Source organism: Flavisolibacter nicotianae (assembly GCF_003628535.1).
Classification (GTDB): domain Bacteria; phylum Bacteroidota; class Bacteroidia; order Chitinophagales; family Chitinophagaceae; genus Flavisolibacter; species Flavisolibacter nicotianae.
This window is the reverse complement of the sequence record NZ_RBCI01000004.1, coordinates 434,130-460,773: the sequence shown is the minus strand read 5'-3', so window position 1 is coordinate 460,773 and position 26,644 is coordinate 434,130. Positions and strand designations below refer to the sequence as shown.

The window sequence follows — 26,644 nt, the reverse complement described above, 5'->3', positions numbered from 1 at the left end:
AAACAGAACCGGGAACGATGCGTGCAATTCGTTCTAGTTCGTGTGATTCCTCTTTTTGTTAAACGCCAGGATGAAACTCAACCCCGTGGTACCGGCCATCTGGCTCGGCCCGAACTTGAGCTTGAAACTGAGATCGGGATTTACGTCGAACAGTTTGAGGTGTGCGTCCACTGTCGCGTCCACAACATTCAATCCCCAAAACACGAGGAAGAATAGAACCGAATAGTCAATATTGCTGCGAAACTCATCGCGGTAAAGCCGTAGCGAATTGGCATCGTAATTCAGGTAAATGGGTTTGATCAGCCAATAATCGGTCGAGTCGCGGAACGGTCCCGGCTTGGTTGGATCATACGCCGGCAGGGCTGCTTTGTATTTTGCCTGGTAGGCAAACCGGAGTTCGCGGTAGGTCTTTAAATTATAGATAAATACGGCAGCCGTGGTGCCAAGCGCTCCATACACCAGCGGTATCTTCCAGTATTTTTTATTGTAGGCCTGTCCCCAGCCGGGGATAAGGGCCGAGCGGATCGTTGCCTTCCGCGGTGAAAACTTTTTTCGCAGCGAGTCCGCTTTAGCCTTGTTGGAAAGCGGGGGAGCGTTTTTCACCAGCGTGTCAACGGGAACGGGGCGCTTCGTGGTGTCGGTTTGCGCAAAACAGGCCGCGCAAACCAGGCAACACAAAACCGTATAAAAGGCCCGTTTAGTCAATGGTCACGTTCATTTGATCCAACAACTTGTTCATCTCTTTCAGCGAATAATATTCAAAGGTAATGGCGCCGGTGCCGTCCTTGCTGTGACGCAGCTTCACTTTCGTGCCGAAATGGGAGGCCAGTTTGTCTTCAACTTTTTTATAAGCCGGTGGCAGTGTGTCTGCGGGTTTTTTCTCTTCCTTTTCCTTGTACAGGTTGCGCACCAGGTTTTCCGTTTGCCGCACCGAAAGTCCCTTGGCCTTGATTTCTTCAAAAATATAAAGCTGCTTGTCGATGGTGTCCACGTTGATCAGGGCACGGGCATGACCCATGCTGATCTCGCCGTTGCGCACCGCGATCTGGATATCGGGCGGCAGTTTTAGCAGGCGGATGTAATTGGTCACCGTGCTCCGGTCTTTGCCCATGCGTTCGGCCACCTGCTCCTGCGTGTACGCCAGTTCCTCCATCATGCGTTTGTAGCTGAGGGCAATTTCCATGGCGTTGAGGTCTTCCCGCTGCAGGTTTTCCAGCAGGGCCAGTTCCAGCAGTTCCTGGTCGTTGGCCTGTCGGATAAAAGCCGGGATGTCGTTTAGGCCTGCCAGCCGGGAAGCCCGCCAGCGGCGTTCCCCCGAAATCAGGCGGTATTTGTTGCCGGGAAGTTTCGAAACCGTTACCGGCTGAATGATGTCGTGTGTTTTGATGGACTGCGCCAGTTCCTGCATCGCCGTTTCGTCAAAATCGCGGCGGGGCTGCTTGGGATTGGTCTCGATGCTGTCGAGCGAAATACGGGCAATGCCGGTGGCGGCTTCCACCACCTGCGGTTTCAGGGCACCGGCGGTGTTTTTCAGATCGGTATCGATGTTCTGTAGGAGGGAACGAATTCCTTTTCCGAGTGCGTCTTTATTTTGTTTTGGTGCGGTCATGCGATGGGTTCAATTCAGGGGCTCAAAGGTAATTGTTCAGCGTGGGTTCAACCAACAGTAAACGTTAATAGTTCCACGGGCCGGCCGGGAAGATACAGCCGGCCGGAAAATTTTATTGTAAACCAAAAATGCCGGCGTGGGATCGACCAGGACAAAGGATGAATCTGTTGGTTAGAATAAAAAAGACCGGGTGATGGGTCCGGCCTTTTAAAAGAATGACAGTCGTAAACCGGTTGGCAGTTTTTTTAAAGGTGTCAAAAAATCCAACAAGCCGGATTGGCCGGGAAACAAGGATAATTCAGGTTAGGGAATGGACAGCCTGTTTCTCACAAGACAGCCATCCGGAACGTCAATGAATGAAACGTGTTTCATTTTTCAGCGCCGGCACAGCAGGTTAAAATCCGTTACAAAGATTTCCGCTCAGGTTTACCCGTTCTGAATAGTGATCTTTTTCCAGTGTTTTGGTAAACGAAAACTGCGTGGTGCCCCATTTGGCTTCGACCAGGTAGGTGTGCCCAATCGTGAGTTGTCCTTCTTGAAAGAACAGTGTCTGTAGACAGGAACGGGAGGCCCTTCTTACAGCCGGCAATCGACTGGGAGGGTAGGTGGGAAGGTCGTGTGAACAAAAGCACTTGCCAGGCTATAGCGGTTTTGTGGCGCCGCGGATCTAAAATTGGTACACGGGTGACACGTTCTGCGGAGCCATGTTGGGATTGAACTATGCCAGCTGCGTGGGGGCAAAGTCAACGTGCAATGTACCGTTAACACTGCGTAAACGCCCGTGTGCCTTCTTACCCATCAATGATCCAAATAGGAATTTGAACGCCGGCCCGGACTTTCCGGGCTGTTTCAGGGTTCACCAATTCGGAAACGGCTTAAATCGGAATGGGTACAGGACTCTTGCAATTCTTTACAACGGCACTGCCAGGCGAAAAGTCAGAAATAACATATTTTTTGGGAAAGAGAAGAACCGGATCTTACACAGCCGTTCGACAGCTTCAGGGAATGTGAGCAAATCCAGCCGGGAATTAAACCGGCTAACAAATGCTTGCTGATGGCCGCGGTGTGTTACAACCGCAAACGACTGCTGAAATGGCCAAGTGGAAACCTCAAAATGCAGGAAAAACGCTTCATCAGTTCCTTTTTCTGCTGTGGGTCCTCCTGACACAGCATGGCCAGAACCACCGGTTAGCTCTCGCTGTTGGCAGATGAAGAGGAAACTACTAATTACCCGATTAAAAGGGCCTAAAACAGAATTTTAGAACTTAGTTGTGCAACGGCCACGGTTGTTGGCTGCATGTACACGTCAATAAAGTCTAACTCCCAAGGATAAACAAATTGAGCCAAAGTCTTCCTTTGTCTTGTTGTCGCGGTTGAAAACATTGATGTAGGAAACTTTGCCTGTGAACTTCTGATTGGGAGAAAAGTAAAAGCCCAATGAGGGTTTTATACCCAATTTTGTTTCTCCACCAAGAAAGCTGGGTCCAGCAACAAAGGAGAGATAAACAGTCTTGATGGGGTTATAAGAAGCGCCTGCAAAAAGATTTACCATTCCACCTAAGTCATTGATTGCTGTTGCGTCTGTGTTTAACCGCGAGACTTTGTCGTCTTCCAGATAAGCGTCAGCCGTTAGATCTATGGTTGGCTTGAACTTCGAAGTTTGTCGGAAAAACAATTGAAGACCTAAACCCATTCCCCACGGATTGTTTCCTTTTGTCACATCGTAAAGGGTCTTGTTGTATTGTCCTTGTATGTACAACGAGGATTTCCGTGTCTGCCCAAAAGATTGTGTCAGTAAGAAGCAGAGTATAAATGTTATTCTGAACTTTTGCATAGTCAGTTTTGTATTGCAGCCAATGTTCGAGTATTGCTGCAGATGTGATATTTATTGCTATGTCTGCCCACAACAGCAGCCGACTAATGAATTAAAAGTACAAGGTAGCGATTAAAGGTTGAGGAAAATTCCGTTAAGCCCGGATGCAGTACAGTAGCGATTTACTGGTGATTATCCTTTCGTTCGCCCCATTGCCAGCAATGCTTTTGTTGGTGGTTCGTGCTTCTGCATCAAAGGCTTAGCCAACTTTTCATTCATTCTATAATCGACTTAAGACTCTTTGATGCCAAATACACTTAGTTGTGTTTCAAAAAGTTATTTAAGTAACCTAAAATTGTCTTCGTTTGCATCATTACGCTAACATGTCCCTGCGATGGAACGATGGCCAATTGTGATTTTGGCATCGGTGCCATATCCGCAGCAATACCGCCGCCCAACAACTGATAAGTCTTCATCAATTCAACTTTATCTAAGCCGTCGTTATCGCCTGAAATAAGTAATACCGGAGAAGAAATATGAGCAATATTGCTATCCCCTACATCAAATGTCACATCTGCAAAAGCAATCATCTGCTTCACAAAGCTTCTCCATTTTGTTTTGTCAGGCGCAACCGCATCATATCCTGCTTTTAACGGCGTATTGTCAAAAAATTCGGGCTTAAAATCTTTAAACGAACTATTTATTACAGGTAACCAACCACTACTTTTATAAGTGGAAGAAATTATAACCAGTTTCTTTAACCGCTTGGGAAATTGCACAGCAAACTGATACGCTACGGAACCGCCCATACTATATCCGGCAACATCGGCACTATCGACTTTTAAGTAGTTCATTACTTGTTCTACATCATTTGCCAGAGTCACAATGTCAAGTTTTCGGTCAGAATATGGGCTGTGACCATGACCTTGCATTTCGATGGCTATCACCTTTCGGGTTTTTGATAACGCAGGAATTACTTGTCCCCAGTTCATTTCAATAGTGTAAAAAGCACCGTGCAGCAAAACGATAGGTTTTCCCTGGCCGTATACTTCAAAGTAAACCTTGGTACCGTTAACCGGAGCATAGCCACTACGGGAAGGTTTAATCTTCTGTCCAATTGCCTGAGATGTCGTAAACAGAGAGATTGCAGTCAAAAAGATCGCCATGAGGCAATTATTAAATCTTGCTAAACTTATCATCGTGTTGTTCAACTTTTTATTTATGTGTTAATGATAACAAAGATTAAACTGAACTAGGGATTAATTAAGGTGATTAAACGTCAAGATTAGGGTGAATTGCGATACTTGCACTCTCGACACTAGGCAATAGGAGTAGAAGACCACCAACGGAAAGCGTATCTATGCAGTGGTGGCATTTCCTGTTCCATCAGTTCTGGTTAAAGTTAAAAAGCTGATTTGAAATTCTATTGCTGGTAACATGCACATCTGTCACCATTGCTAAAAGCCTGTGTGCTTGTTGCACAACTCACATTTTGTGAATAAAGATAGTTGTGAAGGGGGGTGAAGTTGTAACTTTTGGTATGCAAGGAAAGAAGGATTACCAGGGAGTTATTTCTCTTGTTTCAGCTCTCCGACAGGGTTCCCGCAGACAATTTCTACCGCCGGTTAAAGAATGTTTTGGATTTTCGATGGTTGTATAAAGTCACCCAACAGTATTACGGAACAGAAGGCCAGATGTCAATTGAGCCGGTGGTGCTCTTCAATCTCATTTTGGTGGGTTACCTGGAAAATCTAAACAGCGACCGCAAGATCTTTGCTCGTGTCCAGATGCGCCTGGACGTTTTGTTTTTCCTCGGCTATGATCTGCCCTGCATTCCACGATCTCCCGCACTCGCGGGCTCTTTGAAGAAGACGTGTTCAAGGCGCTTTCTAAACAGGTGCTTGGCCTCTGTGTACAGAAGGGCATGCTTTTTGGAAAACGGCAGGCCATCGACAGTGCCTTTGTGAAAGCCAATGCTTCCATGGATAGTTTGGTAGAAAAACAGATCATCGAAGACGGGGAACACTACCTCTTGGAACTGCAGCACGATGAATACTGAAAAAAATTGAGCAGCAGGAGAACGTCATGAAAGATGACCGGGACAGCGACACCATCACCCAGACCCGAAACAAAAGTACCCAGGAGCATCATCAGTGGAAAGAAACCGAATACAAAGGCATGCCGAAGGGAAAATCCACTAAGAAATCCACTGATGATGAACAGGAGCAAATGCGGCCAAAGTTTGTTTCCAATCACACGCACTACTCCACCACTGATCGTGACGCAAGGGTGAGCGTTAAACCGGGTAAGCCCGGGCAGTTAAATTAAAGCATGAACCGCGGTTGACATGTCTTCGCTTGTGATCACCAACGTCGAAGCCCACTTTGCTGATCGCAGGCACAGTGAAGTGTTGTGTTGCCGAAGGTGCTAAAGAATACTGTCAGTAATCTGAAAGAACAAGGATTAACGCTGGAGCAAATCGCCTGCGATTCGGGCTATTCTTCGGGCAAAGCCCTGCAAGCGTGCATCGACCAGCACATCGCCGTCTACATCCCAACTTTGGCCACTACAAACCACACAGCGATGGCTCTGTATTTGACGTCGAGAACGATCGCCATACCTGTGAAGCAAATGGAGTTCATCTACCGTACAAGAAAACGTACCAGGACAAGAAGGGCTACTACAAAAAGCAGTACCGCAGCAGTGCCAAAGAGTGTGGGTAATGCCCCTTCAGAACATCGTGTATTGGAGGACGTGCGGATTACAAAAAAATTGCAGAAACCACCTGCAATCCGTTGTATGATGAGATGCACCAGCGCCTGTAAACCCCATACGTAAAGAAGATGAAAAAGCTCCGGCAAGCCACCGTGGAACCGTTCGTGGGAATCCTCATCAACTTCATGAGCCTGCACCGCATCTGGACCCGAGGGCTGAAAAATGCGAACAAGTTTATGCTGGGTACCGCTGCAGCTTATAACCTTAAAAAATGCCTCAACCACGAAGTATGAAAATCAAGGGAAGCAGCCGTAATGATGTTGAAAAAAGCCCAGGTAAGGCTTTGTTTTCTTGTCTGTTGTTATGGCGCTGCATAAATGTGAAGAGCAGAAAAAAAAGCACTCCGAACTCTCTGTTGAAAAGGAAACCTTCACTCTGGAAACTGGAAGCAGCTCCCTCTGCGCTACTTCTCCGCCGCATCAAAAGGTAGTTGTGCAACTGCCACCTCTGTTGGGCGAAAAAGAAAAAGGCCGGAAGTGATAAACAATCCGGCCTGTAGTAATACGGTAAAGTTCAGATCCCGCAACAGCTCATTAAATCTCGATCGTCCGTTCTTCCTGCGGGATGCGGGTCAGGTTATTTTTCTGCAGGATTTCCTTCGCCAGGTTCAGGTAGTTCATCGAGCCCTTGCTGTTGGCATCGTAAAGTATAACAGGCTTGCCAAAGCTGGGTGCCTCGCTCAGGCGACTGTTCCGGTGAACGATCGTGGCAAATACCAGGTCTTCAAAATGACGGCGCACTTCCGCTACCACCTGGTTGCAAAGACGCAGGCGGCCGTCGTACATCGTCATCAGAATACCCTCGATCACCAGTTCCGTATTCAGGCGGCTTTGCACGATCTTGATGGTATTCAGCAGTTTTCCCAACCCTTCCAGCGCAAAGAACTCGCACTGCACCGGCACGATCACCGAGTCGGCAGCCGTCAGGGCATTCACCGTGATCAGGCCCAGGGAAGGAGAGCAGTCGATGATGATAAAATCATAGCTGTCGCGAACGCCCTCGAGGATATTCTTGAGCACCATTTCCCGGTTGGGATAATTGATCATCTCGATCTCCGCACCCACCAGGTCAATATGCGAGGGAATAATGTCAAGGTTGGGAATATCGGTTTTCAGGATCACGTCCTTGCCTTCCGCATTGTTCACCATGCAGTCGTACAGGCTTTGCGTGACGTTTTGCAGGTCGAAGCCAACGCCGGTGGTGCTGTTGGCCTGGGGATCGGCATCAACAAGCAGGGTCCTGAATTCCAGCACCGCGAAACTTGCCGCCAGGTTGATGGCTGTTGTGGTTTTTCCGACTCCGCCTTTTTGATTGGCAACGCCAATAATTCTTGCCATTGAAAAATGTATGTTTTAGAGTTCGATGGTTTCACCAATGGCGGGAAGAAAAAGTTTCAGTCCCGCATCGGTAAAGGCTCGTTTCACTTTCTCGTGATCGATCTTAATATAGCCAAAGGTGTCGTAATGCACACCCACGATGTTTTGACACTGGATCATTTCCGCCGCCAGGATGGCGTCTTCATAACCCATGGTAAAATTGTCGCCGATCGGCAACACCGCGAAATCCAGTTTCGCCCAGCGGGGCACCAGTTGCATGTCCATGGTGAGGGCGGTGTCGCCGCTGTAATAAAAACTCTTTTCCCCGGTGAGAAGAAAACCCATTGGGCTGGCACCGTAATGCCCATCGGGCATGGCCGACGAATGCACCGCATGGGTACAGCGAACAGTGCCAAAATCAAAGGTCCACTTGCCACCCGTATTCATGGGATGGTAGTTTTCCACACCCTGCTGGTTCAGCCAGAGCGCCACTTCAAACGCTCCAACCACTGTCGCGCTGTTTTGTTTGGCCAGCGTCACGCAATCGGCCGTATGGTCCGAGTGGCCGTGCGAAACCAGGATATAATCGGCGTCTACATCTTCCAGCCGGATATGCTTCGCCAGTTCGTTGGGACTGATGAACGGATCGAACAGAATGCTCTTCCCGCCCATCTCCACGGCAAAACAAGACTGGCCATAATAGGTCAACTTCATAGTACTGAATTGAACGAACGCGACAAAAATACAGTTAATGAAGGCATTATCAGAGGATTAACCTGACAATAATTGCCTTGCCCTATCTTTATTTTTCGTTTAGACACGAACTGTATGCGTAATTCCCCGTTTTTGTTTCTCGTGGCCGGCCTGATGATTCTGTTGGATGTCTATTTTTTCCAGGTGGTGAAAATGCTGGCCGGCAGTGCAGCCCCCCGCACCAAAACCATCCTCTACACCGGTTACTGGATCCTTTCGGTCCTGGTGATCGTGCTGCTTTTCGTGCTTCCCTACCTGCAGCTCGACAACCTGCGCAAGGGCCTGCGCAGCACCGTGTTTGCCGTGCTGGTGGGCCTGTTTATTTTCAAACTCTTCGCCTGTGTTTTTTTCCTGGTCGACGACATGCGGCGTGGCATCCAGTGGCTCTGGGGAAAATTCTTTTTTGCCGGCGCCGAAATGGGCGAGCCGCAGGCAAGTCCCCGCATCAGCCGCTCGGTTTTTTTAAGCTGGCTGGGCATCGCCGTGGGCGGCGGCCTGTTCTCCTCCCTGCTTTATGGCTTTAGCAACAAATACAACTACAGGGTAAAGCGGGTTTCGGTTGCTTTTCCCAACCTGCCGGCTGCATTTAAAGGACTGAAAATCGTCCAGCTCTCCGACATCCATTCGGGTTCCTTTACCGACAAGGCAGCCGTGCGGAAGGGAGTGGACAAGGTGATGGCCCTCAAGCCCGACCTCATATTATTTACCGGCGACCTGGTGAACAACAAGGCCGAAGAGATCGTTCCCTACCTCGATGTGTTTGACAAGCTGCAGGCACCGTTGGGTGTGTATTCCATTTTTGGGAACCACGATTATGGCGATTATGTGCAGTGGGACAGCCCGGAGCAAAAGCACCAGAACATCGAAGAACTGAAAGGCATGCATGCAAAAATGGGATGGCGGCTGCTGTGGGACGAACACGTACCCATCGAAAAAGACGGCCAGCAGTTTGCCCTCATCGGCATCCAGAATTATAGCGCCCTGCGCAATTTTGCCCGCTACGGCAACCTCGCCAAGGCCTACGCCGGCGCCGAAAACTATCCCTTCAAAATCCTCATGAGCCACGACCCAACGCACTGGGATTATGAAGTTCGGCCCAAGTATGGCGATATCGACCTGACACTGTCGGGGCATACCCACGGTTTCCAGTTCGGCGTGGAAATACCCGGCTTTCGCTGGAGCCCCGTGCAGTATGTTTACCGGCAATGGGCAGGCTTGTACAAAGAGGGCAGGCAGGTCATTTACGTGAACCGGGGCTACGGTTTCCTTGGCTATCCCGGCCGGGTAGGCATCCTTCCCGAAATCACTCTCCTGGAACTGGCCTGACAACGTCCCGGGCCAATACGACCATTCCGCAAAAAACATTATCGCGTTAAACTTTGGAATTTCTTCCGGGTCTATCGCTTCGCCGACGAATGCGTTCCGACAACGAGGTGTCCGCAAAATTCTTAATTAACCCGTGACGGAGCGGAGGTATATAAAAGAAATGAGGGAAGAACAAGGTGTTAAAAACAAAAAAGAATTGGATAAAAACGTTTTCTTCCTTTTTTTCGTACACATTCAGGTGACCTGTATACACTAACAAGTAGATGACACGTTATCGGGAAGACAAGCGATCCATTCAAATGAAATACCAAAACCGGCAGACATGTTTTTGAAACGGGCCACCCTATTTTTCTTGCTCTTGTGCGCAGGCGTTTGTCATGCGCAAAAGGAAAAAGACTCGCTGTTGCTCGACACGGCCGTTTGGGATTACGACGAGATCTTTTCCGAACTCGATGCCCTGCTTGACTCACTGACGACGCCACGCAATTTTTCACTCATCAACATTTCCGTTGGCAACAGCTATTTCACCTATGTCGGTGGTGATGGCACAACGCAAACAAAGCGCCAGTTCACTTATTCACCTTCGGTTGGCTTTTTTGCCAAAGGCGGGCTTGGCCTCAGCGCCGCGACCACGCTGGTCGACAACGGTAGGTCGTTTTCACCCTACCAGTACTCGGTAACCGGTTCGTACGACTACCTCAAAGTTCGAAAGATCATCACCGGCCTTTCCTATACCCGGTTTTTTACAAAAAAAGACTTGCCGTTTTATACCTCGCCCTTGCAGAACGAAGTGTATGGCTATTTTACGATGCGCAAACTTTGGTTCAAGCCATCGGTGGCGGCCAGCTATGGCTGGGGAAGCCGGGAAGGCAAGCAGGAGCAGGAAACCCAAATCGAAAACATCCTCCTGGCAAGGAAAGGGTATACCCGTGTGAATACAAGAGAGCAGGTGGCCGACTTTAACCTGACAGCATCGGTGCGCCATGATTTTTATTTTTTGGATCTTTTGTTCAACAGGGATTACCTGCGCATTACGCCGCAACTATCCTTTACCAGCGGCACGCAGCAGTTTGGATTCAACCAGACCGCCAGCACCTACGCCGTTCAGCGGGTCACGGGTCGAAATGTTTTGTACAACACACAGGATGTTTCCTTCGACAACAACCTTTATTTCCAGCCCCTGTCGTTGACCGCGTATGTAAAAACGGAATATTCCAGGGGCAAACTTTCCCTGCAGCCGCAGGTTTTGTTTGATTATTATTTTCCCGCAACAAAGAAGGCGTTAACGACTTCCTTTCTTCTCAACGCAAGTTTGTTGTTTTAACATTGGAGGTTGGTTAACAAGTTGCGGCATTATCCTTGAAATGAGTTTAAAAAATCTGTTTATGAAACACAAGTTACCGCTCGTTCTGGCCGTGCTTCTGATTGCACAGGCTTCGTTTGCCCAATTCGGTTTGGGAGTTAAGGCTGGTGCCAACATTACAAAGATTGATGGGAAATCATTTAAAGACGAATTCCGGTATGGGTATCATTTGGGAGCGTTTGCCAACATTGGCCTGGGCGGCCGGTTCAGCCTGCAACCCGAGGTGTTGCTGAACCAGTACAATACAAAAACCGATTCCAGTTTTAAAAACATCTACCAGAATGCACTCAGTGGTGACAATAACATCAAGCTGAGTTACCTGTCTATCCCGCTTGTGTTAAGTTACAAGCTGGGCAGCCTCCTTTCATTACAGGCGGGTCCGCAATTCGGCATCCTGCTCGACCGGAATAAAAATCTGTTGCAGAATGGCAAGGATGCCTTCGACAAAGGCGATTTCTCGATGCTGGGTGGCGCCCAGATCGGTTTGGGCAAGATCAAGGTCACCGGTCGCTATTTCGTTGGCTTGAACAACATCAACGACATCGACAACCAGGATAAATGGAAGAACCAGGGCTTCCAGGTATCACTTGGACTGGGCCTGTAAAAAATATCTCTCCTGAAAATCCCTCCAAACAGGAGGGATTTTCTTTTTCTGCCAATGCGGCACTACTTTCGGGTGTGGCACTACTCTTGGGGTGACGGCTACCTCTTTGTACTTTCGCAGGCCGGTGAAAACCGGCGCACTAAAAAAAGCAACGTGAAGAAATTTTTCAACGCACAGGAAGACCTTGACTTTATCCCCATCATGCCGCTGAACGAATCAGAGAGTGATGGAGCCGAAATAGACGTACCCGAACAACTAAGCCTTTTACCCCTTCGCAATACCGTTTTGTTTCCCGGAGTTGTGCTGCCTATTACGGTAGGCCGCGACAAAAGCATCAAAGCCGTGGGCGATGCCTACCGCGGCGACAAGCTGATTGGTGTGGTGGCGCAGAAAGACAGCAATGTCGAAGATCCGCAGGCCAAAGACCTGGAGAATATCGGCACGGTTGCCAAGATCATCAAGCAGATCCAGATGCCCGATGGCGGTACCACCATCATCATCCAGGGAAAGAGCCGGTTTGCCATCGATACGATCATCGCGGAAGAACCGTATTTCAAGGCAAAGATCTCGCAGCTCAAAGACGATGAAATGTTGCCCGATCCCGATTTCGATGCCTACGTTGCCAACATTAAAGACATTGCCACAGAGATCATCCAGCTTTCGCCCAACATTCCAAGCGAAGCGTCGGTCATCCTTCGCAATATTGAAAACGCCACATTCCTCATTCACTTTGTTTCGAGCAACCTGTCGATCGACATCCGCGAAAAACAGGAATTGCTGCAGTTGAACAACCTGCGTGAGCGGGCAGAGTTGCTGATGCAGTTCCTGCAAAAAGAATTGCAGTTCGCCGAACTGAAAAACAAGGTCACCAACAAGACCCGCACTGAAATTGACAAGCAGCAACGGGAATATTTTCTGCAACAGCAGCTCAAGAGCATCAAGGAAGAACTGGGCGGCGATCACAACGAACGCGAAGTAAAGGACCTGCAGAAAAAATCCGAAACCAAGAAATGGCCGGAGGCAGCACGGGAAGCGTTTAAAAAAGGAATCGAAAAGCTGGAGCGCATGCATCCCACCACGCCGGATTATTCTGTCGTGTACAACCATCTCGACCTGATGCTCGACCTTCCATGGGAAGAATACACCGAAGACGTTTATGATCTGAAAAAGGCCAAAGAGATTCTCGATGCCGATCACTATGGCATGGACAAGATCAAGGAACGAATCCTCGAATACCTTGCCGTGTTGAAGTTGAAAGGCGACATGAAAAGCCCGATCCTTTGTTTTTACGGACCTCCCGGGATCGGCAAAACCTCGCTGGGCCGGAGTATCGCCAATGCAATCGGGCGGAAATATGTACGTTTAAGTCTTGGCGGCATTCACGACGAAAGCGAGGTTCGCGGTCACCGCAAAACCTACATTGGTGCCATGCCGGGCCGCATTATTCAAAACATCCGCAAAGTGAAATCCTCCAACCCGGTGATGATCCTCGACGAGATCGACAAAGTGGGTTCCGATTTCAGGGGCGATCCGAGCAGCGCTTTGCTGGAAGTGCTCGACCCGGAGCAAAACAATACCTTTTACGATAATTATCTCGAGCTGGAATATGACCTGAGCAAAGTGCTCTTTATTGCAACGGCCAACAACCTGCAGTCGATTCAGCCGGCCTTGCGTGATCGCCTTGAAATCATTGAACTCAGTGGTTACGCAGTGGAAGAAAAAATCGAGATCGCCAAGCGTCACCTGATTCCCAAGCAGGTGGAGGCGCACGGTTTGAAATCTTCGAAATTTCGCATTGGCGACAAGGTGCTCGAAAAGATCATCCAGGATTATACAAGGGAGAGCGGCGTGCGGGAACTGGACCGCCATCTTGCATCCATCATGCGCTACCAGGCAAAACAGCTCGCCATGACCGGTGCGCTGAAATCCGTGGTAACCGTTGAAGACATTGAAAAAATCCTGGGCAAGCCCCGCTTCAGCAATGAACTGTACAAACAGGCCGGTATTCCCGGCGTGGCCGTAGGACTTGCCTACACGCAGGTGGGTGGCGATATCCTGTTTATCGAAGCCATTCTGAGCGATGGCAAACCGGACCTGCGCCTGACAGGAAACCTGGGCGACGTGATGAAAGAAAGTGCGGTGACCGCGTTGTCCTACCTCAGTGCCAATGCCAGGAAATTTGGAATCGATCCCTCCCTGTTTGAAAAGAAAGCAGTTCACATTCATGTTCCCGAAGGAGCCGTGCCCAAAGATGGTCCAAGCGCCGGCGTCACGATGCTGACGGCCCTCGCCTCGGCGTTCACCGGCAAAAAAATCAAGCCTTATCTTGGAATGACCGGGGAGATCACGCTGCGTGGCCAGGTGCTTCCCGTGGGCGGCATCAAGGAAAAAGTGCTCGCTGCCAAACGGGCCGGCCTGAAAGACATCATTCTTTGCTGGCAGAATGAAAAAGACATCGAAGAGATCAACCCCGACTACATCAAGGGGCTGCGTTTTCACTATGTCAAAATGATGAAGGAGGTGCTGGAGATCGCCTTGTTGAACTCCTAGCGAAACTTGCACAATTAAGCAAGGGGATTTATCACTAATTTTCTTTTTCATGAATCCTCCGGCATTGATCAGGACTTGTGGGCTTTCCTTTCTCATCGTTTTGGTTTCCCTGAACGGGTGGGGACAAACACTGGGAGGGAAGGCGGCCTACGCATTTCTCAACCTGCCTTCATCACCCATGCAGGCGGCCGCCGGCGGTGTTGCGATCGCTTACCGGGGAGAAGATGTCGGTTGGACTGCCGGAAATCCCTCTTTGTTGTATAAGGGATACAGCCGACAGCTCAATGCGGCGTTTAACGCTTTTCTTGCTGGCACCAAAGGCTATGGGCTAACCGGCGCCTGGTTCTCGGAAAAGTTGCAAACAACCTTCGGCGGCAATGTCCATTACCTTGATTACGGGACCCTGCCCAATACCGATGCGGCAGGCAATCGTTTGGGCGAATTCCGGCCGGTGGATTTTGTGGTGCAGGCATCAGCCGCAAAGCGCTATTTGCAGAAGTGGAGCTATGGACTGACACTAAAATTTATCCAGTCTGCTTATGGGCAATACCGTTCGTCGGCCGTGGCCGCCGATATCGGCGTGACCTACCAGGATTCGGCAAGCCGCCTGTCGGCTGCCGTGGTCGTAAAGAATATGGGCGCCCAGCTAAAGACCTACGCTGGTGAAACGGAAGAATTGCCGTTTGACCTGCAGGCCGGGATTACGAAGCGGTTGGAAAAAGCGCCGTTCGGCTTTTCACTGACAGCGCAACACCTGCAAACCTTTGACATCCTTTACCGCGACACAGCCTTTAACCGCGACAACAACATTTCTTCATCGTCCTCCACTTTCTCGAAGCTGGTCACGCACCTGGTGGTAGCCACGTATGTCTACGTGGGACAATCCATTGAAGCCACGGTTGGGTATAATTTCCTGAAACGGCAACAGCTTGCTGAAGGATCGGAGGGAAGCGGCCTGACTGGATTCTCTGCCGGGATGCGCATTCGTTTTCCACGGCTGCAGGTTGTGTATGCACGTTCCGCTTACCAGAAAGGCGTGGCGGCAAACCAAATCGGCGTCACGTTGTTTCTTGACAGGCTCGTGGGTTTGTAATTGCGCCATTCTTTTTAAAGCAGTTTGTTGATGGCAGATGACCGGAAAGAGAACTCCGTGGTTTACTTCTCGGACTTTTACATCTTGAAAGCTGTTTGCTCGTAGTGAAAAGACGGGTTGTTTTTATATCGTTTTTCTTTTGACTACCTGTTTTGCCTCTAGAGCAAGGCCTTACTGGGATTTCGGGATTGCCGGTTGCTGATTACAAATTGAGTTTATTCGCTCATCAGGCGATAGATTTCGAAAGCCTCCGCAAACAAAGCATTGCATTGCACGCCCCGCACAGTGGCCAATGCAGTGGTAAATTCGGGCTTCATGTAGTGGCGGTGCGCCTGTGAGCGGTAGGATTGCAGTGCGGCCTGTTTGGCGGTAAGGTGGGCTTCATCCAGTTTTTCAAAAAACGTCGGTGCAAAGTCCACATTGTTCCAGGGCAGCTCGTAACCCAGTACAGTACTGTATTTGAATGCCCGCAATCCCTCGGCAAAGATGACCTGGTGATCCTGGTGCACATCGTTGCGTGCCGGCAGGAAAACGGTGTCCGGTGCGAGGTCTTTGTTCAGGCGCACCAGCACGTCAAGAATCTCCTGGCGGGAATCCGGGAAACGGCGTACTTCAAAGTCATGAAACAGCAGATCCTTTATTCCTAAGGCCTGCGTTGCGGATTTGCATTCCCGTGAAAGTGTATCATGCGAAACCCCTTCCGGCAACGACTGTGCGCAGGTGGAGAAGGCCACGTAGGTAACGTTTGTTCCTGCTGCGGCATATTTGGCAATCGTTGCTCCGCAGCCCAACTCACCGTCATCGGTATGCGGCGCGAGGATCAACATGCGTTTCGTGGACAACATGCGGCGAATATAACAGGAAAGCTGTTATACCGTTTTCATTTTGATTACGGGATTTGCTACGGCGCCATGTCTTGTCAGACTTGCGTTCCCCGGATGGCTGATTGCTTATTGCAAATTGGCTTTACTCCTGTATCAGTACCGCGGAGTCTTTCAGCATCGGAAGATGTTGGCCGAAGGCCGAATTGAGTAAAGCTCTGAACTGGTTGACGGCAGGCAGGTCTTTGTAAAATTGTTGGTAGTTGCCATCCGGCAGGTAAACGGCGTTCAGGTTCATGTAATAATATTTCGGATCGGGCAGGCGGGAGGGGTGGAACTCACGAAAGCCATGATCGCCCATGAGAAGGATGATGGGCGGTTGCGTTGCGTTTTTAAAAATAGCATCAATGAGACGGAGAAACAGGCCGTTGCCGTACTGCAGGTACTCCAGGTAGGCCTGTTGGTCGAACTCATAGCCGGCTTTAAAATAAGACAGCGGTCTTTCCCTGCCGTTCTGATCGTAATAATACGGGTAATGCGGCAGCAGGAGGTGGGTGTAAATAAAACGAGGCTGTTGGCTGCGTTGCCCGATTTCATCCCGAAGAAGACCCAGGACCTTGTCGTTGCATTTTTTTGTATAAAACGTATAACTCGCAATAGCACTTTGCAGGTTCAACGTTGTCACGAGGTGATAGCCGAGGTCGCGTTGCAGACGTTGCAAAAAGGTTTGCGAGCGAACGAGGTCTTTCCCAAGAAGCAGGTAGTTCTGGCGGGCCTGCGTGGGCTCGTCGGCAAGATTAAAGATGGATGCATTCTTAATGGCATAGCCGTTTTCGCGGAAAAAAGCGACCACCGGGTTGCGATTGATGTAGCCGGCACACAGATCGCGGTCATGCTTATCCGAATTGTATCCGCGAACACCGGGCAGGTAGTTCATCTGGAGCAGCGACGACATGGCAAAAGGTGTATAGTTGTAGTTGCTGTGGCTTCCTTCAACCACGTGAAAACCGCGGTTGCGCAATTGCGAGAGAAAGGCGCCGTTGTTGAAATGCAGCGCATCGGCGAGGGCCAGCGAATCGGAATAACTATCGGCGATGATCAGGTACACATCGGGTTTGCGACAGGTGGTGCAGGCGGGCAGGCCGCTTTTAGGCGGCGCCTGACTTCCGGAAAAAAAAGAGGGCACCTCGATCAAAAGAAGCAAGAGGAAACAGCCATTCAAATACGCAAAAAGGCGGTGAAAAGAATTGTGTGTTTTTTTGAGCCACCACACAAAAACAACTGTCAGTAGCAAGAGAAGGGGAAGGAGCACACTGTATTTGGCCAGGAAAAAAGTTGGCGAAATTTTTTTCAGCCCGTCATGGAAGGGCCCAAAGAACAATTCGAGAAACATCAGGCCAAAGGCAAACAAGGCTGCCTTGACCATTTTACTATAGATGAGAAGACCGAAGAGAAAAACAAGAATGGTTCCCATCCAGTATTCGCCCAGCAAAACAGCAAAGTCCATCGCCGTTACCGATGCATGGTTCTGGTTGTATCCATGTGCCACGAAGAACAGCGCCATCAGGGCAAGAAAAAAAGGCTGGGACTGAATTTTTTTAAGAAACGGCGCCATTCAAATTGAACTGTTTGTGAGCTCGCAAAATAAGCGGATGTTTTTGAATTCGATTGCCCGTTCATTCCGGAAGGCTGCGAAGGGAAAACTGTCATCAGTATGAATCAAGAGGCTGTGGAGATTGATATTTATAACCAGCTGTCAGCTATCCCCCGTGATCTCTAAACCTTTCCAGCCGAAAAAGCGCTTGACACTACCTGGCTTTGAAAAGGAGTAAACTGCGTCCCGACGACCCGATTGCCTCTTCGCGAACCAGGTCAAAACGGGTTGAAAAGCTGTGGAGGAAATTCTCCCTGCTGTACCAGTCGTACACGTCCGGCTTATGCCGCAGCATCAGTTGCACCTTTTCATCTTCTTTCGGAACAAATTCTAGGAGCAGCGTTTTACCCAACGAGGCAAAGAAGGTTGCGATCTTTTCGAAGTCGATGTTTTTCCCAATGGCCAGGTGGTGGATCACGGCAAGGGCCAGCACAAGATCGCTGCCTGCCCGTTCCAAAAAGGAAGCCCGCTCCTGGTTGTTTACACCAATGGCCGGGCTGGGATTGCCCAGGTCGACCAGCAGCGGGTACAGGTTGCCAACGTTACGCTGCTTCATTTTTTTGTAAAGGTTATTGATGGAGAAATGGTCGAAATCGGCGCTGATGGTACGGATGCCTTTTTCGGCGAGAAGAAACGAAAACTCCCCTTCGTTGGCGCCGACATCAACGGCAGAATTCACCGTCAGTCCGGGCAGCCATTCCTCGATGATCTTTTTTTTCTGTTGCACATAATCGTCTCGCTGCATGGCTTCTTCATAGTACGCCGACCAGACGCCGGACGGACTGTCCAGGTGAAACGAATTGACGGCCGTCCGCAGGCTTTTGAGAAGTTGCAGCATTTTGCTTTTCGAAAAACGGACTTGCTTTTCCGGGTTTCCAACGGCTTTTTGGGAAAGGTTTGCCTGCAAATGCAAATTCAGGTACACGTGCAGGTTCCATCGACTCCTGCCCGGTAAGAATTTTTTCGTCAACGGTAGCGGAATGCCATCAGGCCAGGCAAGCTGCAACGGCTGCAATGGTTCTTTCAAATAATGCATCAGGGCCAGGGGAGCAAGAAAATGTTCGCAGAACTGCCGGTAAGCGACCCAGGGCTTTTGTTCATTATAGGGTTCAAACGACAACGTATCGATGAATTGCATGCGGCCTTTGTGTAATTGCACATTGTAAGCCGATGCGTCTTTCAGGTGCATGCGATAGGCAATGGCTTCCCGCGCTGCTTCGAGAGTCGTTAGCGCCGCGTCCTTCAGCATATCGAAACTCCATTCGTACGGATAGGAAATGAAGGGGAGAAACGCCGGCTTCAGTGTTTGATGCCAGTCGCTGCTGCCTGTCAGGTTCCGGTTAACCGGCTCATACGGCGTTAAAATTCCTTTGCTGACCAGATGCGCAGAAAGCCCACCGGAATGAAATTGATCAAATGCTTTCCCAAAGCTGCGGTTCACCTGGCGGTAAAGAGTTCCCTCGTGCCAAAACAAAAATCCCGAGGGATCGCGGTAGGACGAAGGGTGAGGCTGAAACGGGACCATCAATCTGCTTTGGGTTTCTTACCGAAAAAGCGACTAAAAAAATGCCGCACGGAAAACACAATGCTCTTGAAGAAAAACGCGACGCCCAATACACCGGCTACGATCGCCTGTATCAGGTAACTTCCGCTTCCGGGGTCGATATAAAGCAAATGCTGGATCATTCGAAATAACTCAGGTTTGTTTTGGGCGTTAAGGTCAGCAGCGTTTCATACATCAAACGGATCGTTTGCTCAATATCGCGGCGGTGAAGCATTTCCACAGTCGTATGCATGTAACGCAGGGGGATCGAGATCAGTACGGAAGGGCAGCCGTCGTTGGCATAGGCAAACGAATCGGTATCGGTGCCGGTGCTGCGGGAAACCGTGCGTAACTGCACAGGGATGCCGGCTTTGGCGGCTACGTCTTCTACTACCTGCAACAGTTTATTGTGTACGGCCGGTCCAAAAGAAAGCGACGGCCCTTTGCCGCAGGATGTATCACCTTCGATCATTTTATTGATCATCGGCGTTGTCGTGTCGTGCGTAACATCGGTGATGATGGCGACGTTCGGTTTAATGCGGCGGGCAATCATTTCGGCACCGCGAAGCCCGATCTCTTCCTGCACGGCGTTGACCACGTAGAGGCCGAACGGGAGCTTTTTCTTGCTTTCGCTCAGCAGGCGGGCCACTTCGGCAATCATAAAGCCACCGATGCGGTTGTCAAAGGCACGGCCGATGAAATAGTCGTAAGCCAGTTCGTCGAAGCCGTCCTGGTAGGTCACCACGCTGCCCACGCGGATGCCAAGATCTTCCACTTCTTTTTTATTGCGGGCTCCGCAGTCGAGAAAGAGATTTTCCACTTTTGCCACAGGCTCTTTGTCTTGGTTGGAGATCCGGGTATGAATGGCCGGCCAGCCAAAGACGGCCTTTACAAATCCCTTTTTCCCGTGGATAAAAACCCGCTGGCCCGGTGCGATCTGGTGATCCACCCCACCATTGCGTTTCAGGTAAATCAATCCTTCGTTGTTGATGTAGTTGACAAACCAACTGATCTCGTCCACGTGTGCTTCAATCACCACTTTGAAGGGGGCATCGGGGTTGATGACACCCACCGCGGTTCCGTAGGGATCGGTAAAGATGTTGTCGACAAAGGGTTTGACATAATTGATCCAGAGGCGTTGTCCATTCGACTCAAATCCAACCGGTGAAGGCGTGTTGATGTAGTTTTTGAAAAACGCAAGCGATTCTTCCGTCAATGCTGAACTGCTGCTCTTCTTTGCTTTTGCCATGCGCTGAAAAAATTATCGGGCAAATTTAGCCAAAATGAGTATTGGAGCAGAAAGCGCCATCAGTCCATCCAGCAAAAAATAATATAAATAATCCGATTTGCTCTGTTTGGACGACTGGTAAAGCAGGGCCATGATCAGCGCAGGCAAAAGCAAAATGACCACATCCAGCGGTGCAAGCCAGCGGGTCAGCAGGTAGCTGGTAATCGCCGTCACGGCTGTAGAAAACCAGAACAACCGGTCGATTCCCGCTGCACTGAAATAAGTGATCAGGCTCCTGATACCGGCCCTGCGGTCACTTTCCACATCGCGGCGGTCGAAGACGATGCAAATGGCATAGAGAAAGAAAAAACGGTTGACGACATACCAGACATGCACAGCCGATAAACTCTTCAGGCTGATCACCAGCGGCAGAAAAGATGTGACATGCGTCCAGGCAGCTGCCAGGTAGATTGTTTTGCCAACGGCAATCCGCCTTAGCCAGGTGAAAAGCGGGTGCTGGATCATGGGCGCCGAGTACAGGAAAGTGAAAAATGCGGTCAGGGCCAGCCAGACCCAGTGCTTTAGCAGGAGGATGCAGCACACGCCGGCACCGACGGCCCCAATGAGGGCCAAAACTAGATGCAGGTTGCGGTTGCTCAGGTTCCAGCGCATTTTGTATGAGGTTGCGGGAACATCGGGTGGCGTCAGGAACCAGTGAAAGTTGTAACTGCAAACCGATCCAAAAAAAACAAAGGCATAGAGGGGAAGAGAAAAAGACACATCGAACAGCAGGCTGGCCTGGTATACCATCAGCACTGCGCAGGTGGCAATGAATAAGCTGGTAAAAACAAAAAAATCGAATATCTTCTTTAGCAAAACAGCTAAAACTTTTTCAGCGTGATCCTGTCAGATTCTACGTATTCGCTCCTGTTACCGGCATTGTCCCGCACAATCAGACCAACAGAAAATTCCCGGTCGAAGTCACGCTCCAGTTCCTGGTAAAGCGCAAATTCCGGCAACAATTTTCCATATGAAATGGAAATGCGTAGCTCGATCTTGTCTTTTACGGGAGAGCCCAAGCCTTTCAGGCTAACCTTGGCCGAACTGTCGGTGCTGAGCAGGGTAGAACCATTGAATTTCTTGCGCACCACAATGACAGAATCCTGCAGGTCGCCTTCCTTGTCTGTGACGGTGGCAAAGACCTGGATAATGTCGCCGTTCCTGGCTTCGGAGGGACCGATCGAATTGATCTTGACAGTCGGTACAGTTTTGAATTTATCTTTGCTGCAGGCGCCCAGTGCAAGGGCCAAAACGGATACAAACAGAATTCTTTTCATAATGATAGTCCCTTCAAATTTACAGGATGATGCCTGAAATACCTAAACCGCACAACCTGGAAGATGAGGTATTCCGCATCACTAACGAAAAACAGTTCCGGCAAATTGCACTGGAAGTCTTTCGGCGCCAGTATTTTCATACGGCGATTTACCGGTCTTATTGCGATGCCCTTGGCCAATCGCCGGAAACCGTTTCCGCGATAGAGGCCATTCCCTTCCTGCCGATCTCGTTTTTCAAGTCCCACGTCGTCAAAAATGGGGACTTTGATCCGGTGACTGTATTTCAAAGCAGCGGTACGACAGGCTTGACCACCAGCCGCCACTACATCAAAGACCTCTCGCTTTATGAAAAAAGTTTCCTCGACTGCTTCGAACGGTTTTATGGTAAGCCTGAAAAGTTTTGCATCCTGGGACTTTTGCCTTCCTACCTCGAACAGGGATCGTCGTCGCTGGTCTACATGGTGGATACCCTGATTAAAAAAAGCGGCCACCCGCAAAGCGGTTTTTATCTCTACGACCACGACAAACTGCAGGCAACCCTATCGCAACTCGAAGAAAGTGGGCAGCCATCCATCCTGTTTGGAGTAACCTATGCCTTGCTCGATTTTGCGGCCACCCACGCACTGCCCTTGAAAAATACCATCGTGATTGAAACCGGCGGAATGAAAGGCCGGAAAAAAGAACTGACCAAGGCTGAATTGTACCAGGAATTGAAAACTGCATTTTCGCTTTCACATGTACATGCCGAATACGGGATGACCGAGCTTCTTTCGCAAGCCTACGCAATCGACGGAATTTACCGTAGCCCGGCGTGGATGCGCATTATCCTGCGCGACGAGACCGACCCGTTTTGTCTTGGCGGCACGTCCGGTGCCATCAACGTGATTGACCTGGCCAACCTGCATTCGTGCAGCTTTATTGCCACGGAAGACCTTGGAAAACTACACGCAGACGGCAGCTTCGAAGTGCTGGGACGAATGGATCATACAGACATCCGCGGCTGCAGCCAGCTTGCACTATAAAAGGCTGGCGCAAGTTTTTTACATGTTCCTGTAAGCGTTTAGCCAATGAAACTGGGAACTGCCAGGGTGGAGACTTTCAGCGACAGCGTCATGTCAATCGTTATCACCATTATGGTGCTGACATTCAAATTGCCCGACTTCAGCAAGACGGGCACTTCGTGGACCGTGCGCCACCATCTCTACCAAATCCTCCCCGCAATTCTCAGTTATAGTTTCAGCTTTATGATGGTTGGTATTTTCTGGATCAATCACCACCACCTGTTTCACCTGCTAAAGCGGACAGATGAATCCCTGTTGGGGCAAAACCTGCTTTTTCTTTTTTGCATGAGTTTTATCCCGCTGGCTTCTGCTTTTGTCGGCGCCGATCCGTTGGTGGATGAATCGGTGGCTTTCTACGGGCTGGTGATGATGCTCACAACACTGATGTTTGCCATCATGCGCTCCTATACCATCCGTAAAAAACTGATGCACCGTGATGAAAACAAGGAACTGACATCGAAGATCTACCGCGTTTCCATCAAGGCGCGAACCAAATCGTATATCGGTGTGATTGCTTACCTGTTTTCCATTCCGCTGGCTTACGTCAATGTGTACCTGGCTTTTGCCTGTTTTGTCATTCCACCCATCATGTTCTTTATCCCCGACGGGATCGATGACGAAGCGCTGTCTGAAAAAATCGTGGAGAAAAACCGTTAAACCGGGTAAGCCGATTCGTCTAAGGGCATTCTTGTTTACTTTAGCCTTCCTCAAAACAAAGCTATGTATCCGAAAAGGCTGGCGCTATTCTCTTTTTTGTTTTTGTCTTTCACTGTTTCAGAAGCCCAACTCAACCCTTCCTATTTTTCACATCTGCATTGGCGCATGATCGGTCCGTTCCGTGGCGGAAGAACGGTGGGTGCTACCGGCGTGCCGCAGCAACCCAATGTTTTTTACATGGGCGTCAACAACGGCGGAATCTGGAAAACGACAGATTATGGCTACACCTGGAATCCCCTGTTTGATGACCAATCCACGGGTTCGATCGGGGATGTCGTCGTAGCGCCGTCCAACCCGGATATCCTCTACGCCGGCAGCGGCGAGGGACTGCAGCGTCCGGACCTTTCGGTCGGTAACGGGATCTACCGGTCGGGCGATGCCGGTAAAACCTGGACCCACCTGGGCTTGCAAAGTGGTCAGCAGATCCCCAGGATCGCCGTGGACCCAAAAGACCCGAACCGCCTTTTCGTCGCCGTGCTGGGTCACCCGTACGGACCCAATGAAGAAAGGGGGATTTACCGGTCGACGGACGGCGGGCAACATTTTGAAAAGGTTTTGTACACTAGCGAAAATGTCGGTGGCGATGATGTGGCGATTGATCCAACGGACCCGCAAACTGTCTATGCTACGATGTGGGAAGCACGCCAGGGTCCCTGGGAAAATGGTGCCTTTGGCGGCACACACGGCGGTGTGTACAAATCAACCGATGGCGGCACTACCTGGAAAAAAATAATGAAGGGCTTGCCGGAAAACCTGGTGCAGGCGCACATTACCCTTGCGCCTTCGTCTCCCAAAACTGTCTATGTCGTTTTCAGTACAACGCAGCCAAACAGTTACGGAACCGGCAGCGGCATGGGCCTGTACCGGTCAGATGATGGCGGTGAAAACTGGAGCAATGTGAAAGGCGATGGCCGGCCCGAAGCCAAGATCGGTGGCGGCGATCTGCCGGTGATCAAAGTTGATCCGCAAAACAAGGAAACCCTGTACAGCGCCAGCATTGTGCTGTGGCGGTCGACCGATGGCGGCAAAAACTGGACGGGCATAAAAGGAGCGCCGGGCGGCGACGATTACCAAAATATCTGGATCAATCCCCTGCATCCCGAAATCTTCATCGTAACCGGCGACCAGGGCGCCGCGGTCACCGTCAACAGCGGGCAAACATTCTCCTCATGGTACAACCAGCCCACGGCACAGATGTATCATGTCGCCGCTGATAATTCTTTTCCCTACAACATTTATGGTGGGCAGCAGGAGAGTGGTTCCGTGGGCATTGCATCCAGGGGGAACGACGGCTACATCGGCCTGCGGGAGTGGCACCCGGTAGGCGTGGAAGAATACGGTTATGCGGCTCCTGACCCGCTCGATCCCAACATTATCTACGGCGGTAAAATCACGAAATACGATAGGCGTACGGGGCAAACGAAAAACATTTCACCCGAAGCGGTGCGCAGCGGAAAATACCGTTTTGTCAGAACCGAGCCGGTCCTCTTTTCACCGGTCGATCCGAAGACCCTGTTCTTTGCCGGGAATGTGTTGTTTAAAACGAGGGACGGCGGCAACAACTGGCAGGTCATTAGTCCCGACCTGAGCCGGGAAAGCTGGGATGTGCCATCCAGCGTAGGGAGCTATGCCACGCCGGCGCTGAAATCAATGCCGAGGCGGGGTGTGATCTATTCCGTGGCACCCTCGTTTAAAGATGTCAACACCATCTGGTGCGGGACGGATGATGGATTGATTCACCTTACAAAGGATGGTGGTAAAACATGGAAAAATGTGACGCCGCCCGATATTACCTCCTGGAATAAAATTTCGATGATTGATGCCGGCCATTTTGATGTGGCCACGGCCTATGTATCTGTGAGCAAAATCCGCCTGGATGACCTGCACCCATCAATTTTCAAAACACATGACGGCGGAAAATCCTGGCAGAAAATTGTAACGGGTTTGCCCAATGAACCCATCAACGCCGTGCGGGAAGACCCGAAGCAGAAAGGATTGCTGTATGCCGCCAGTGAAGCGGCGGTCTATGTTTCGTTTGATGACGGCGGGCACTGGCAAAGCCTGCGCCTGAACATGCCCGCATCGTCGGTGCGTGATCTTATTGTCAAGGACGATGACCTGGTGGTCGCAACGCACGGAAGAGGGATTTGGATCTTGGACAACGTGACTGCCTTACGGCAACTTGCAGCAAAGCGGTCGCCGTTAGCGCTCTATGCACCGCAAACGGCCTACCGGGTTCGCTGGAGCACCTACACCGATACGCCCATGCCACCCGAAGAAGCTGCAGGCGAAAATCCGCCCGACGGCGCCATGATCGAGTATTATTTGCCGGAAGAAGCAAAGAGTGTTTCCCTCGAAATTTTCGACCAGAAAGGAACGCTTTTACGGCGATACAGTTCTTCCGATACGCTTTATGATATCAGTTCGGTTTATGTACCGCTTTACTGGCTGCGGCCGCAGGCAATTCTTTCAAATGAAAAAGGTGTGCACCGGTTTCTATGGGACATGCATTATACGCCGATGAACCTGCCGCCATCTTACCCGATTTCAGCGGTTTACCGGAACACCGCGCCGGAGCCAACATCGCCCTGGGTGATGCCGGGAACATACACGGTAAAACTGGCGGTTGATGGAAAAACAACATCCCAGCCAATCACGATAAAAATGGACCCGCGGGTAAAAACAAGCACAAAAGAGTTGCAATTGCAACACGATCTTTCGGTGAACATTTATACGTTGCGCAGGATGTTGCAGCAACTGCAAACCAACATGGCTTCCGCTTTGGCCACTGCCAAAAATGACAACGCCAAAAAAGGCCTGCAGTTATTGATGGAGGGTTCTCCCGGCAAGCCTTCACCGGCACAATTGGATGGAAGTCTGGGTGCCTTGCTGGAAGTACTGCAGGGAAGTGATACGCCACCAACACAACCATCCATTTCTGCCGTAAAAACAGTGACAGCGCAAGTGGAGGCTTTGCAAAAGCAATGGCAAGCGATGAAGTCTTCATTATAAAACGTTCTCGTTATGGAATAACGCTAAACACAAAACGTCAAACTCCAAACCTCTCTTATCTTTGCCGCC

At 50.2% G+C, this 26,644-nt stretch carries 24 protein-coding genes and 1 pseudogene; 12 read left to right on the top strand and 13 right to left on the bottom strand.

Annotated features, from left to right (window positions below):
* Nucleotides 1-33 precede the first annotated feature (33 nt).
* The 4 genes from D6024_RS13745 to D6024_RS13725 form a co-directional block, all read right to left on the bottom strand.
* Nucleotides 34-705 carry a DUF5683 domain-containing protein gene (locus D6024_RS13745; protein ID WP_121355195.1) on the bottom strand — a complete coding sequence of 224 codons (672 nt, stop codon included), beginning with the start codon at nt 703-705 and terminating at the stop codon, nt 34-36.
* On the bottom strand, nt 698-1,609 hold the full coding sequence (locus tag D6024_RS13740; RefSeq protein ID WP_121355194.1) for a ParB/RepB/Spo0J family partition protein: 912 nt from the start codon (nt 1,607-1,609) through the stop codon (nt 698-700). The genes D6024_RS13745 and D6024_RS13740 overlap by 8 nt, the downstream gene beginning before the upstream one ends.
* Nucleotides 1,610-2,915: 1,306 nt before the next feature.
* On the bottom strand, nt 2,916-3,329 hold the full coding sequence (locus tag D6024_RS13730) for a hypothetical protein (protein WP_162944757.1): 414 nt from the start codon (nt 3,327-3,329) through the stop codon (nt 2,916-2,918).
* Nucleotides 3,330-3,739: 410 nt separating this feature from the next.
* Complete coding sequence (locus D6024_RS13725) at nt 3,740-4,588, bottom strand: alpha/beta fold hydrolase (RefSeq protein WP_240410032.1); 849 nt, start codon at nt 4,586-4,588, stop codon at nt 3,740-3,742.
* Nucleotides 4,589-5,116: 528 nt separating this feature from the next.
* Here D6024_RS13725 and D6024_RS27615 point away from each other — a divergent pair.
* The 4 genes and pseudogenes from D6024_RS27615 to D6024_RS13710 form a co-directional block, all read left to right on the top strand.
* Nucleotides 5,117-5,389, top strand: a complete 273-nt coding sequence (locus tag D6024_RS27615; RefSeq protein ID WP_394338469.1) for a transposase — start codon at nt 5,117-5,119, stop codon at nt 5,387-5,389.
* On the top strand, nt 5,347-5,481 hold the full coding sequence (locus D6024_RS27435) for a hypothetical protein (RefSeq protein ID WP_262670717.1): 135 nt from the start codon (nt 5,347-5,349) through the stop codon (nt 5,479-5,481). The genes D6024_RS27615 and D6024_RS27435 overlap by 43 nt, the downstream gene beginning before the upstream one ends.
* A 26-nt stretch (nt 5,482-5,507) precedes the next feature.
* Nucleotides 5,508-5,750, top strand: coding sequence for a hypothetical protein (locus D6024_RS13715; RefSeq protein WP_121355189.1), 243 nt, complete (start codon nt 5,508-5,510; stop codon nt 5,748-5,750).
* Nucleotides 5,751-6,262: 512 nt separating this feature from the next.
* Nucleotides 6,263-6,430, top strand: a pseudogene (locus D6024_RS13710) (transposase); the annotation flags it as partial.
* A gap of 300 nt (nt 6,431-6,730) precedes the next feature.
* Here the strand turns inward: D6024_RS13710 and D6024_RS13705 are convergent.
* Together D6024_RS13705 and D6024_RS13700 are read right to left on the bottom strand one after the other, a co-directional pair.
* Nucleotides 6,731-7,534 carry a ParA family protein gene (locus D6024_RS13705; RefSeq protein WP_121355187.1) on the bottom strand — a complete coding sequence of 268 codons (804 nt, stop codon included), beginning with the start codon at nt 7,532-7,534 and terminating at the stop codon, nt 6,731-6,733.
* A gap of 15 nt (nt 7,535-7,549) precedes the next feature.
* A complete protein-coding gene (locus D6024_RS13700) occupies nt 7,550-8,227 on the bottom strand; it encodes a metal-dependent hydrolase (protein WP_121355186.1) in 678 nt (225 codons plus the stop codon).
* A gap of 114 nt (nt 8,228-8,341) precedes the next feature.
* Here D6024_RS13700 and D6024_RS13695 point away from each other — a divergent pair, with 114 nt between their 5' ends.
* The 5 genes from D6024_RS13695 (at nt 8,342) to porQ (ending at nt 15,202) form a co-directional block, all read left to right on the top strand.
* A complete protein-coding gene (locus D6024_RS13695; RefSeq protein ID WP_121355185.1) occupies nt 8,342-9,592 on the top strand; it encodes a metallophosphoesterase in 1,251 nt (416 codons plus the stop codon).
* Between the two features lie 322 nt (nt 9,593-9,914).
* The gene (locus D6024_RS13690; RefSeq protein ID WP_121355184.1) at nt 9,915-10,916 is read left to right on the top strand and encodes a hypothetical protein; all 1,002 of its coding nucleotides are present in this window, start codon (nt 9,915-9,917) and stop codon (nt 10,914-10,916) included.
* Between the two features lie 61 nt (nt 10,917-10,977).
* On the top strand, nt 10,978-11,559 hold the full coding sequence (locus D6024_RS13685; RefSeq protein WP_162944755.1) for a porin family protein: 582 nt from the start codon (nt 10,978-10,980) through the stop codon (nt 11,557-11,559).
* Nucleotides 11,560-11,712: 153 nt separating this feature from the next.
* Nucleotides 11,713-14,109 (top strand): endopeptidase La, encoded by a 2,397-nt coding sequence (lon, locus tag D6024_RS13680; protein WP_240410031.1) that lies wholly within the window; start codon nt 11,713-11,715, stop codon nt 14,107-14,109.
* A gap of 64 nt (nt 14,110-14,173) precedes the next feature.
* A complete protein-coding gene (gene porQ / locus D6024_RS13675; protein ID WP_162944754.1) occupies nt 14,174-15,202 on the top strand; it encodes a type IX secretion system protein PorQ in 1,029 nt (342 codons plus the stop codon).
* 215 nt (nt 15,203-15,417) lie between these two features.
* On the opposite strand, the gene D6024_RS13670 is transcribed toward porQ, so the two are convergent.
* The 7 genes from D6024_RS13670 to D6024_RS13645 form a co-directional block, all read right to left on the bottom strand.
* Nucleotides 15,418-16,047, bottom strand: a complete 630-nt coding sequence (locus D6024_RS13670) for a PIG-L deacetylase family protein (protein WP_121355180.1) — start codon at nt 16,045-16,047, stop codon at nt 15,418-15,420.
* A gap of 121 nt (nt 16,048-16,168) precedes the next feature.
* Nucleotides 16,169-17,638, bottom strand: coding sequence for an alkaline phosphatase family protein (locus D6024_RS13665; RefSeq protein WP_121355179.1), 1,470 nt, complete (start codon nt 17,636-17,638; stop codon nt 16,169-16,171).
* Nucleotides 17,639-17,831: 193 nt separating this feature from the next.
* Nucleotides 17,832-19,202: a methyltransferase domain-containing protein gene (locus D6024_RS13660; protein WP_121355178.1), complete on the bottom strand. Its 1,371-nt coding sequence runs from the start codon at nt 19,200-19,202 to the stop codon at nt 17,832-17,834.
* On the bottom strand, nt 19,202-19,363 hold the full coding sequence (locus D6024_RS26730; protein ID WP_162944753.1) for a hypothetical protein: 162 nt from the start codon (nt 19,361-19,363) through the stop codon (nt 19,202-19,204). Before D6024_RS26730 ends, D6024_RS13660 begins: the two co-directional genes overlap by 1 nt.
* Nucleotides 19,360-20,469, bottom strand: coding sequence for a M42 family metallopeptidase (locus D6024_RS13655; RefSeq protein WP_121355177.1), 1,110 nt, complete (start codon nt 20,467-20,469; stop codon nt 19,360-19,362). The genes D6024_RS26730 and D6024_RS13655 overlap by 4 nt, the downstream gene beginning before the upstream one ends.
* A 12-nt stretch (nt 20,470-20,481) precedes the next feature.
* Nucleotides 20,482-21,324: a UbiA prenyltransferase family protein gene (locus tag D6024_RS13650; protein ID WP_121355176.1), complete on the bottom strand. Its 843-nt coding sequence runs from the start codon at nt 21,322-21,324 to the stop codon at nt 20,482-20,484.
* A gap of 5 nt (nt 21,325-21,329) precedes the next feature.
* A complete protein-coding gene (locus tag D6024_RS13645) occupies nt 21,330-21,785 on the bottom strand; it encodes a hypothetical protein (protein WP_121355175.1) in 456 nt (151 codons plus the stop codon).
* 26 nt (nt 21,786-21,811) lie between these two features.
* Between D6024_RS13645 and D6024_RS13640 the strand changes: the two genes are divergently transcribed.
* The 3 genes from D6024_RS13640 (at nt 21,812) to D6024_RS13630 (ending at nt 26,575) form a co-directional block, all read left to right on the top strand.
* Nucleotides 21,812-22,807, top strand: coding sequence for a LuxE/PaaK family acyltransferase (locus tag D6024_RS13640; protein ID WP_240410030.1), 996 nt, complete (start codon nt 21,812-21,814; stop codon nt 22,805-22,807).
* Nucleotides 22,808-22,852: 45 nt separating this feature from the next.
* Nucleotides 22,853-23,503 carry a TMEM175 family protein gene (locus D6024_RS13635; protein ID WP_121355174.1) on the top strand — a complete coding sequence of 217 codons (651 nt, stop codon included), beginning with the start codon at nt 22,853-22,855 and terminating at the stop codon, nt 23,501-23,503.
* Nucleotides 23,504-23,566: 63 nt separating this feature from the next.
* On the top strand, nt 23,567-26,575 hold the full coding sequence (locus D6024_RS13630) for a WD40/YVTN/BNR-like repeat-containing protein (protein WP_205573280.1): 3,009 nt from the start codon (nt 23,567-23,569) through the stop codon (nt 26,573-26,575).
* The last annotated feature ends 69 nt before the right edge of the window (nt 26,576-26,644 follow it).

What these genes read in the sequence shown, in the direction of transcription:
- D6024_RS13740 (WP_121355194.1), bottom strand. Translation starts at nt 1,609, where the DNA reads ATGACCGCACCAAAACAAAATAAAGACGCACTCGGAAAAGGAATTCGT.
- D6024_RS13725 (WP_240410032.1), bottom strand. Translation starts at nt 4,588, where the DNA reads ATGGCGATCTTTTTGACTGCAATCTCTCTGTTTACGACATCTCAGGCA.
- D6024_RS27615 (WP_394338469.1), top strand. Translation starts at nt 5,117, where the DNA reads ATGTCAATTGAGCCGGTGGTGCTCTTCAATCTCATTTTGGTGGGTTAC.
- D6024_RS27435 (WP_262670717.1), top strand. Translation starts at nt 5,347, where the DNA reads ATGCTTTTTGGAAAACGGCAGGCCATCGACAGTGCCTTTGTGAAAGCC.
- D6024_RS13715 (WP_121355189.1), top strand. Translation starts at nt 5,508, where the DNA reads ATGAAAGATGACCGGGACAGCGACACCATCACCCAGACCCGAAACAAA.
- D6024_RS13705 (WP_121355187.1), bottom strand. Translation starts at nt 7,534, where the DNA reads ATGGCAAGAATTATTGGCGTTGCCAATCAAAAAGGCGGAGTCGGAAAA.
- D6024_RS13700 (WP_121355186.1), bottom strand. Translation starts at nt 8,227, where the DNA reads ATGAAGTTGACCTATTATGGCCAGTCTTGTTTTGCCGTGGAGATGGGC.
- D6024_RS13695 (WP_121355185.1), top strand. Translation starts at nt 8,342, where the DNA reads ATGCGTAATTCCCCGTTTTTGTTTCTCGTGGCCGGCCTGATGATTCTG.
- D6024_RS13690 (WP_121355184.1), top strand. Translation starts at nt 9,915, where the DNA reads ATGTTTTTGAAACGGGCCACCCTATTTTTCTTGCTCTTGTGCGCAGGC.
- D6024_RS13685 (WP_162944755.1), top strand. Translation starts at nt 10,978, where the DNA reads ATGAAACACAAGTTACCGCTCGTTCTGGCCGTGCTTCTGATTGCACAG.
- D6024_RS13670 (WP_121355180.1), bottom strand. Translation starts at nt 16,047, where the DNA reads ATGTTGTCCACGAAACGCATGTTGATCCTCGCGCCGCATACCGATGAC.
- D6024_RS13665 (WP_121355179.1), bottom strand. Translation starts at nt 17,638, where the DNA reads ATGGCGCCGTTTCTTAAAAAAATTCAGTCCCAGCCTTTTTTTCTTGCC.
- D6024_RS13660 (WP_121355178.1), bottom strand. Translation starts at nt 19,202, where the DNA reads ATGGTCCCGTTTCAGCCTCACCCTTCGTCCTACCGCGATCCCTCGGGA.
- D6024_RS26730 (WP_162944753.1), bottom strand. Translation starts at nt 19,363, where the DNA reads ATGATCCAGCATTTGCTTTATATCGACCCCGGAAGCGGAAGTTACCTG.
- D6024_RS13655 (WP_121355177.1), bottom strand. Translation starts at nt 20,469, where the DNA reads ATGGCAAAAGCAAAGAAGAGCAGCAGTTCAGCATTGACGGAAGAATCG.
- D6024_RS13645 (WP_121355175.1), bottom strand. Translation starts at nt 21,785, where the DNA reads ATGAAAAGAATTCTGTTTGTATCCGTTTTGGCCCTTGCACTGGGCGCC.
- D6024_RS13640 (WP_240410030.1), top strand. Translation starts at nt 21,812, where the DNA reads ATGATGCCTGAAATACCTAAACCGCACAACCTGGAAGATGAGGTATTC.
- D6024_RS13635 (WP_121355174.1), top strand. Translation starts at nt 22,853, where the DNA reads ATGAAACTGGGAACTGCCAGGGTGGAGACTTTCAGCGACAGCGTCATG.
- D6024_RS13630 (WP_205573280.1), top strand. Translation starts at nt 23,567, where the DNA reads ATGTATCCGAAAAGGCTGGCGCTATTCTCTTTTTTGTTTTTGTCTTTC.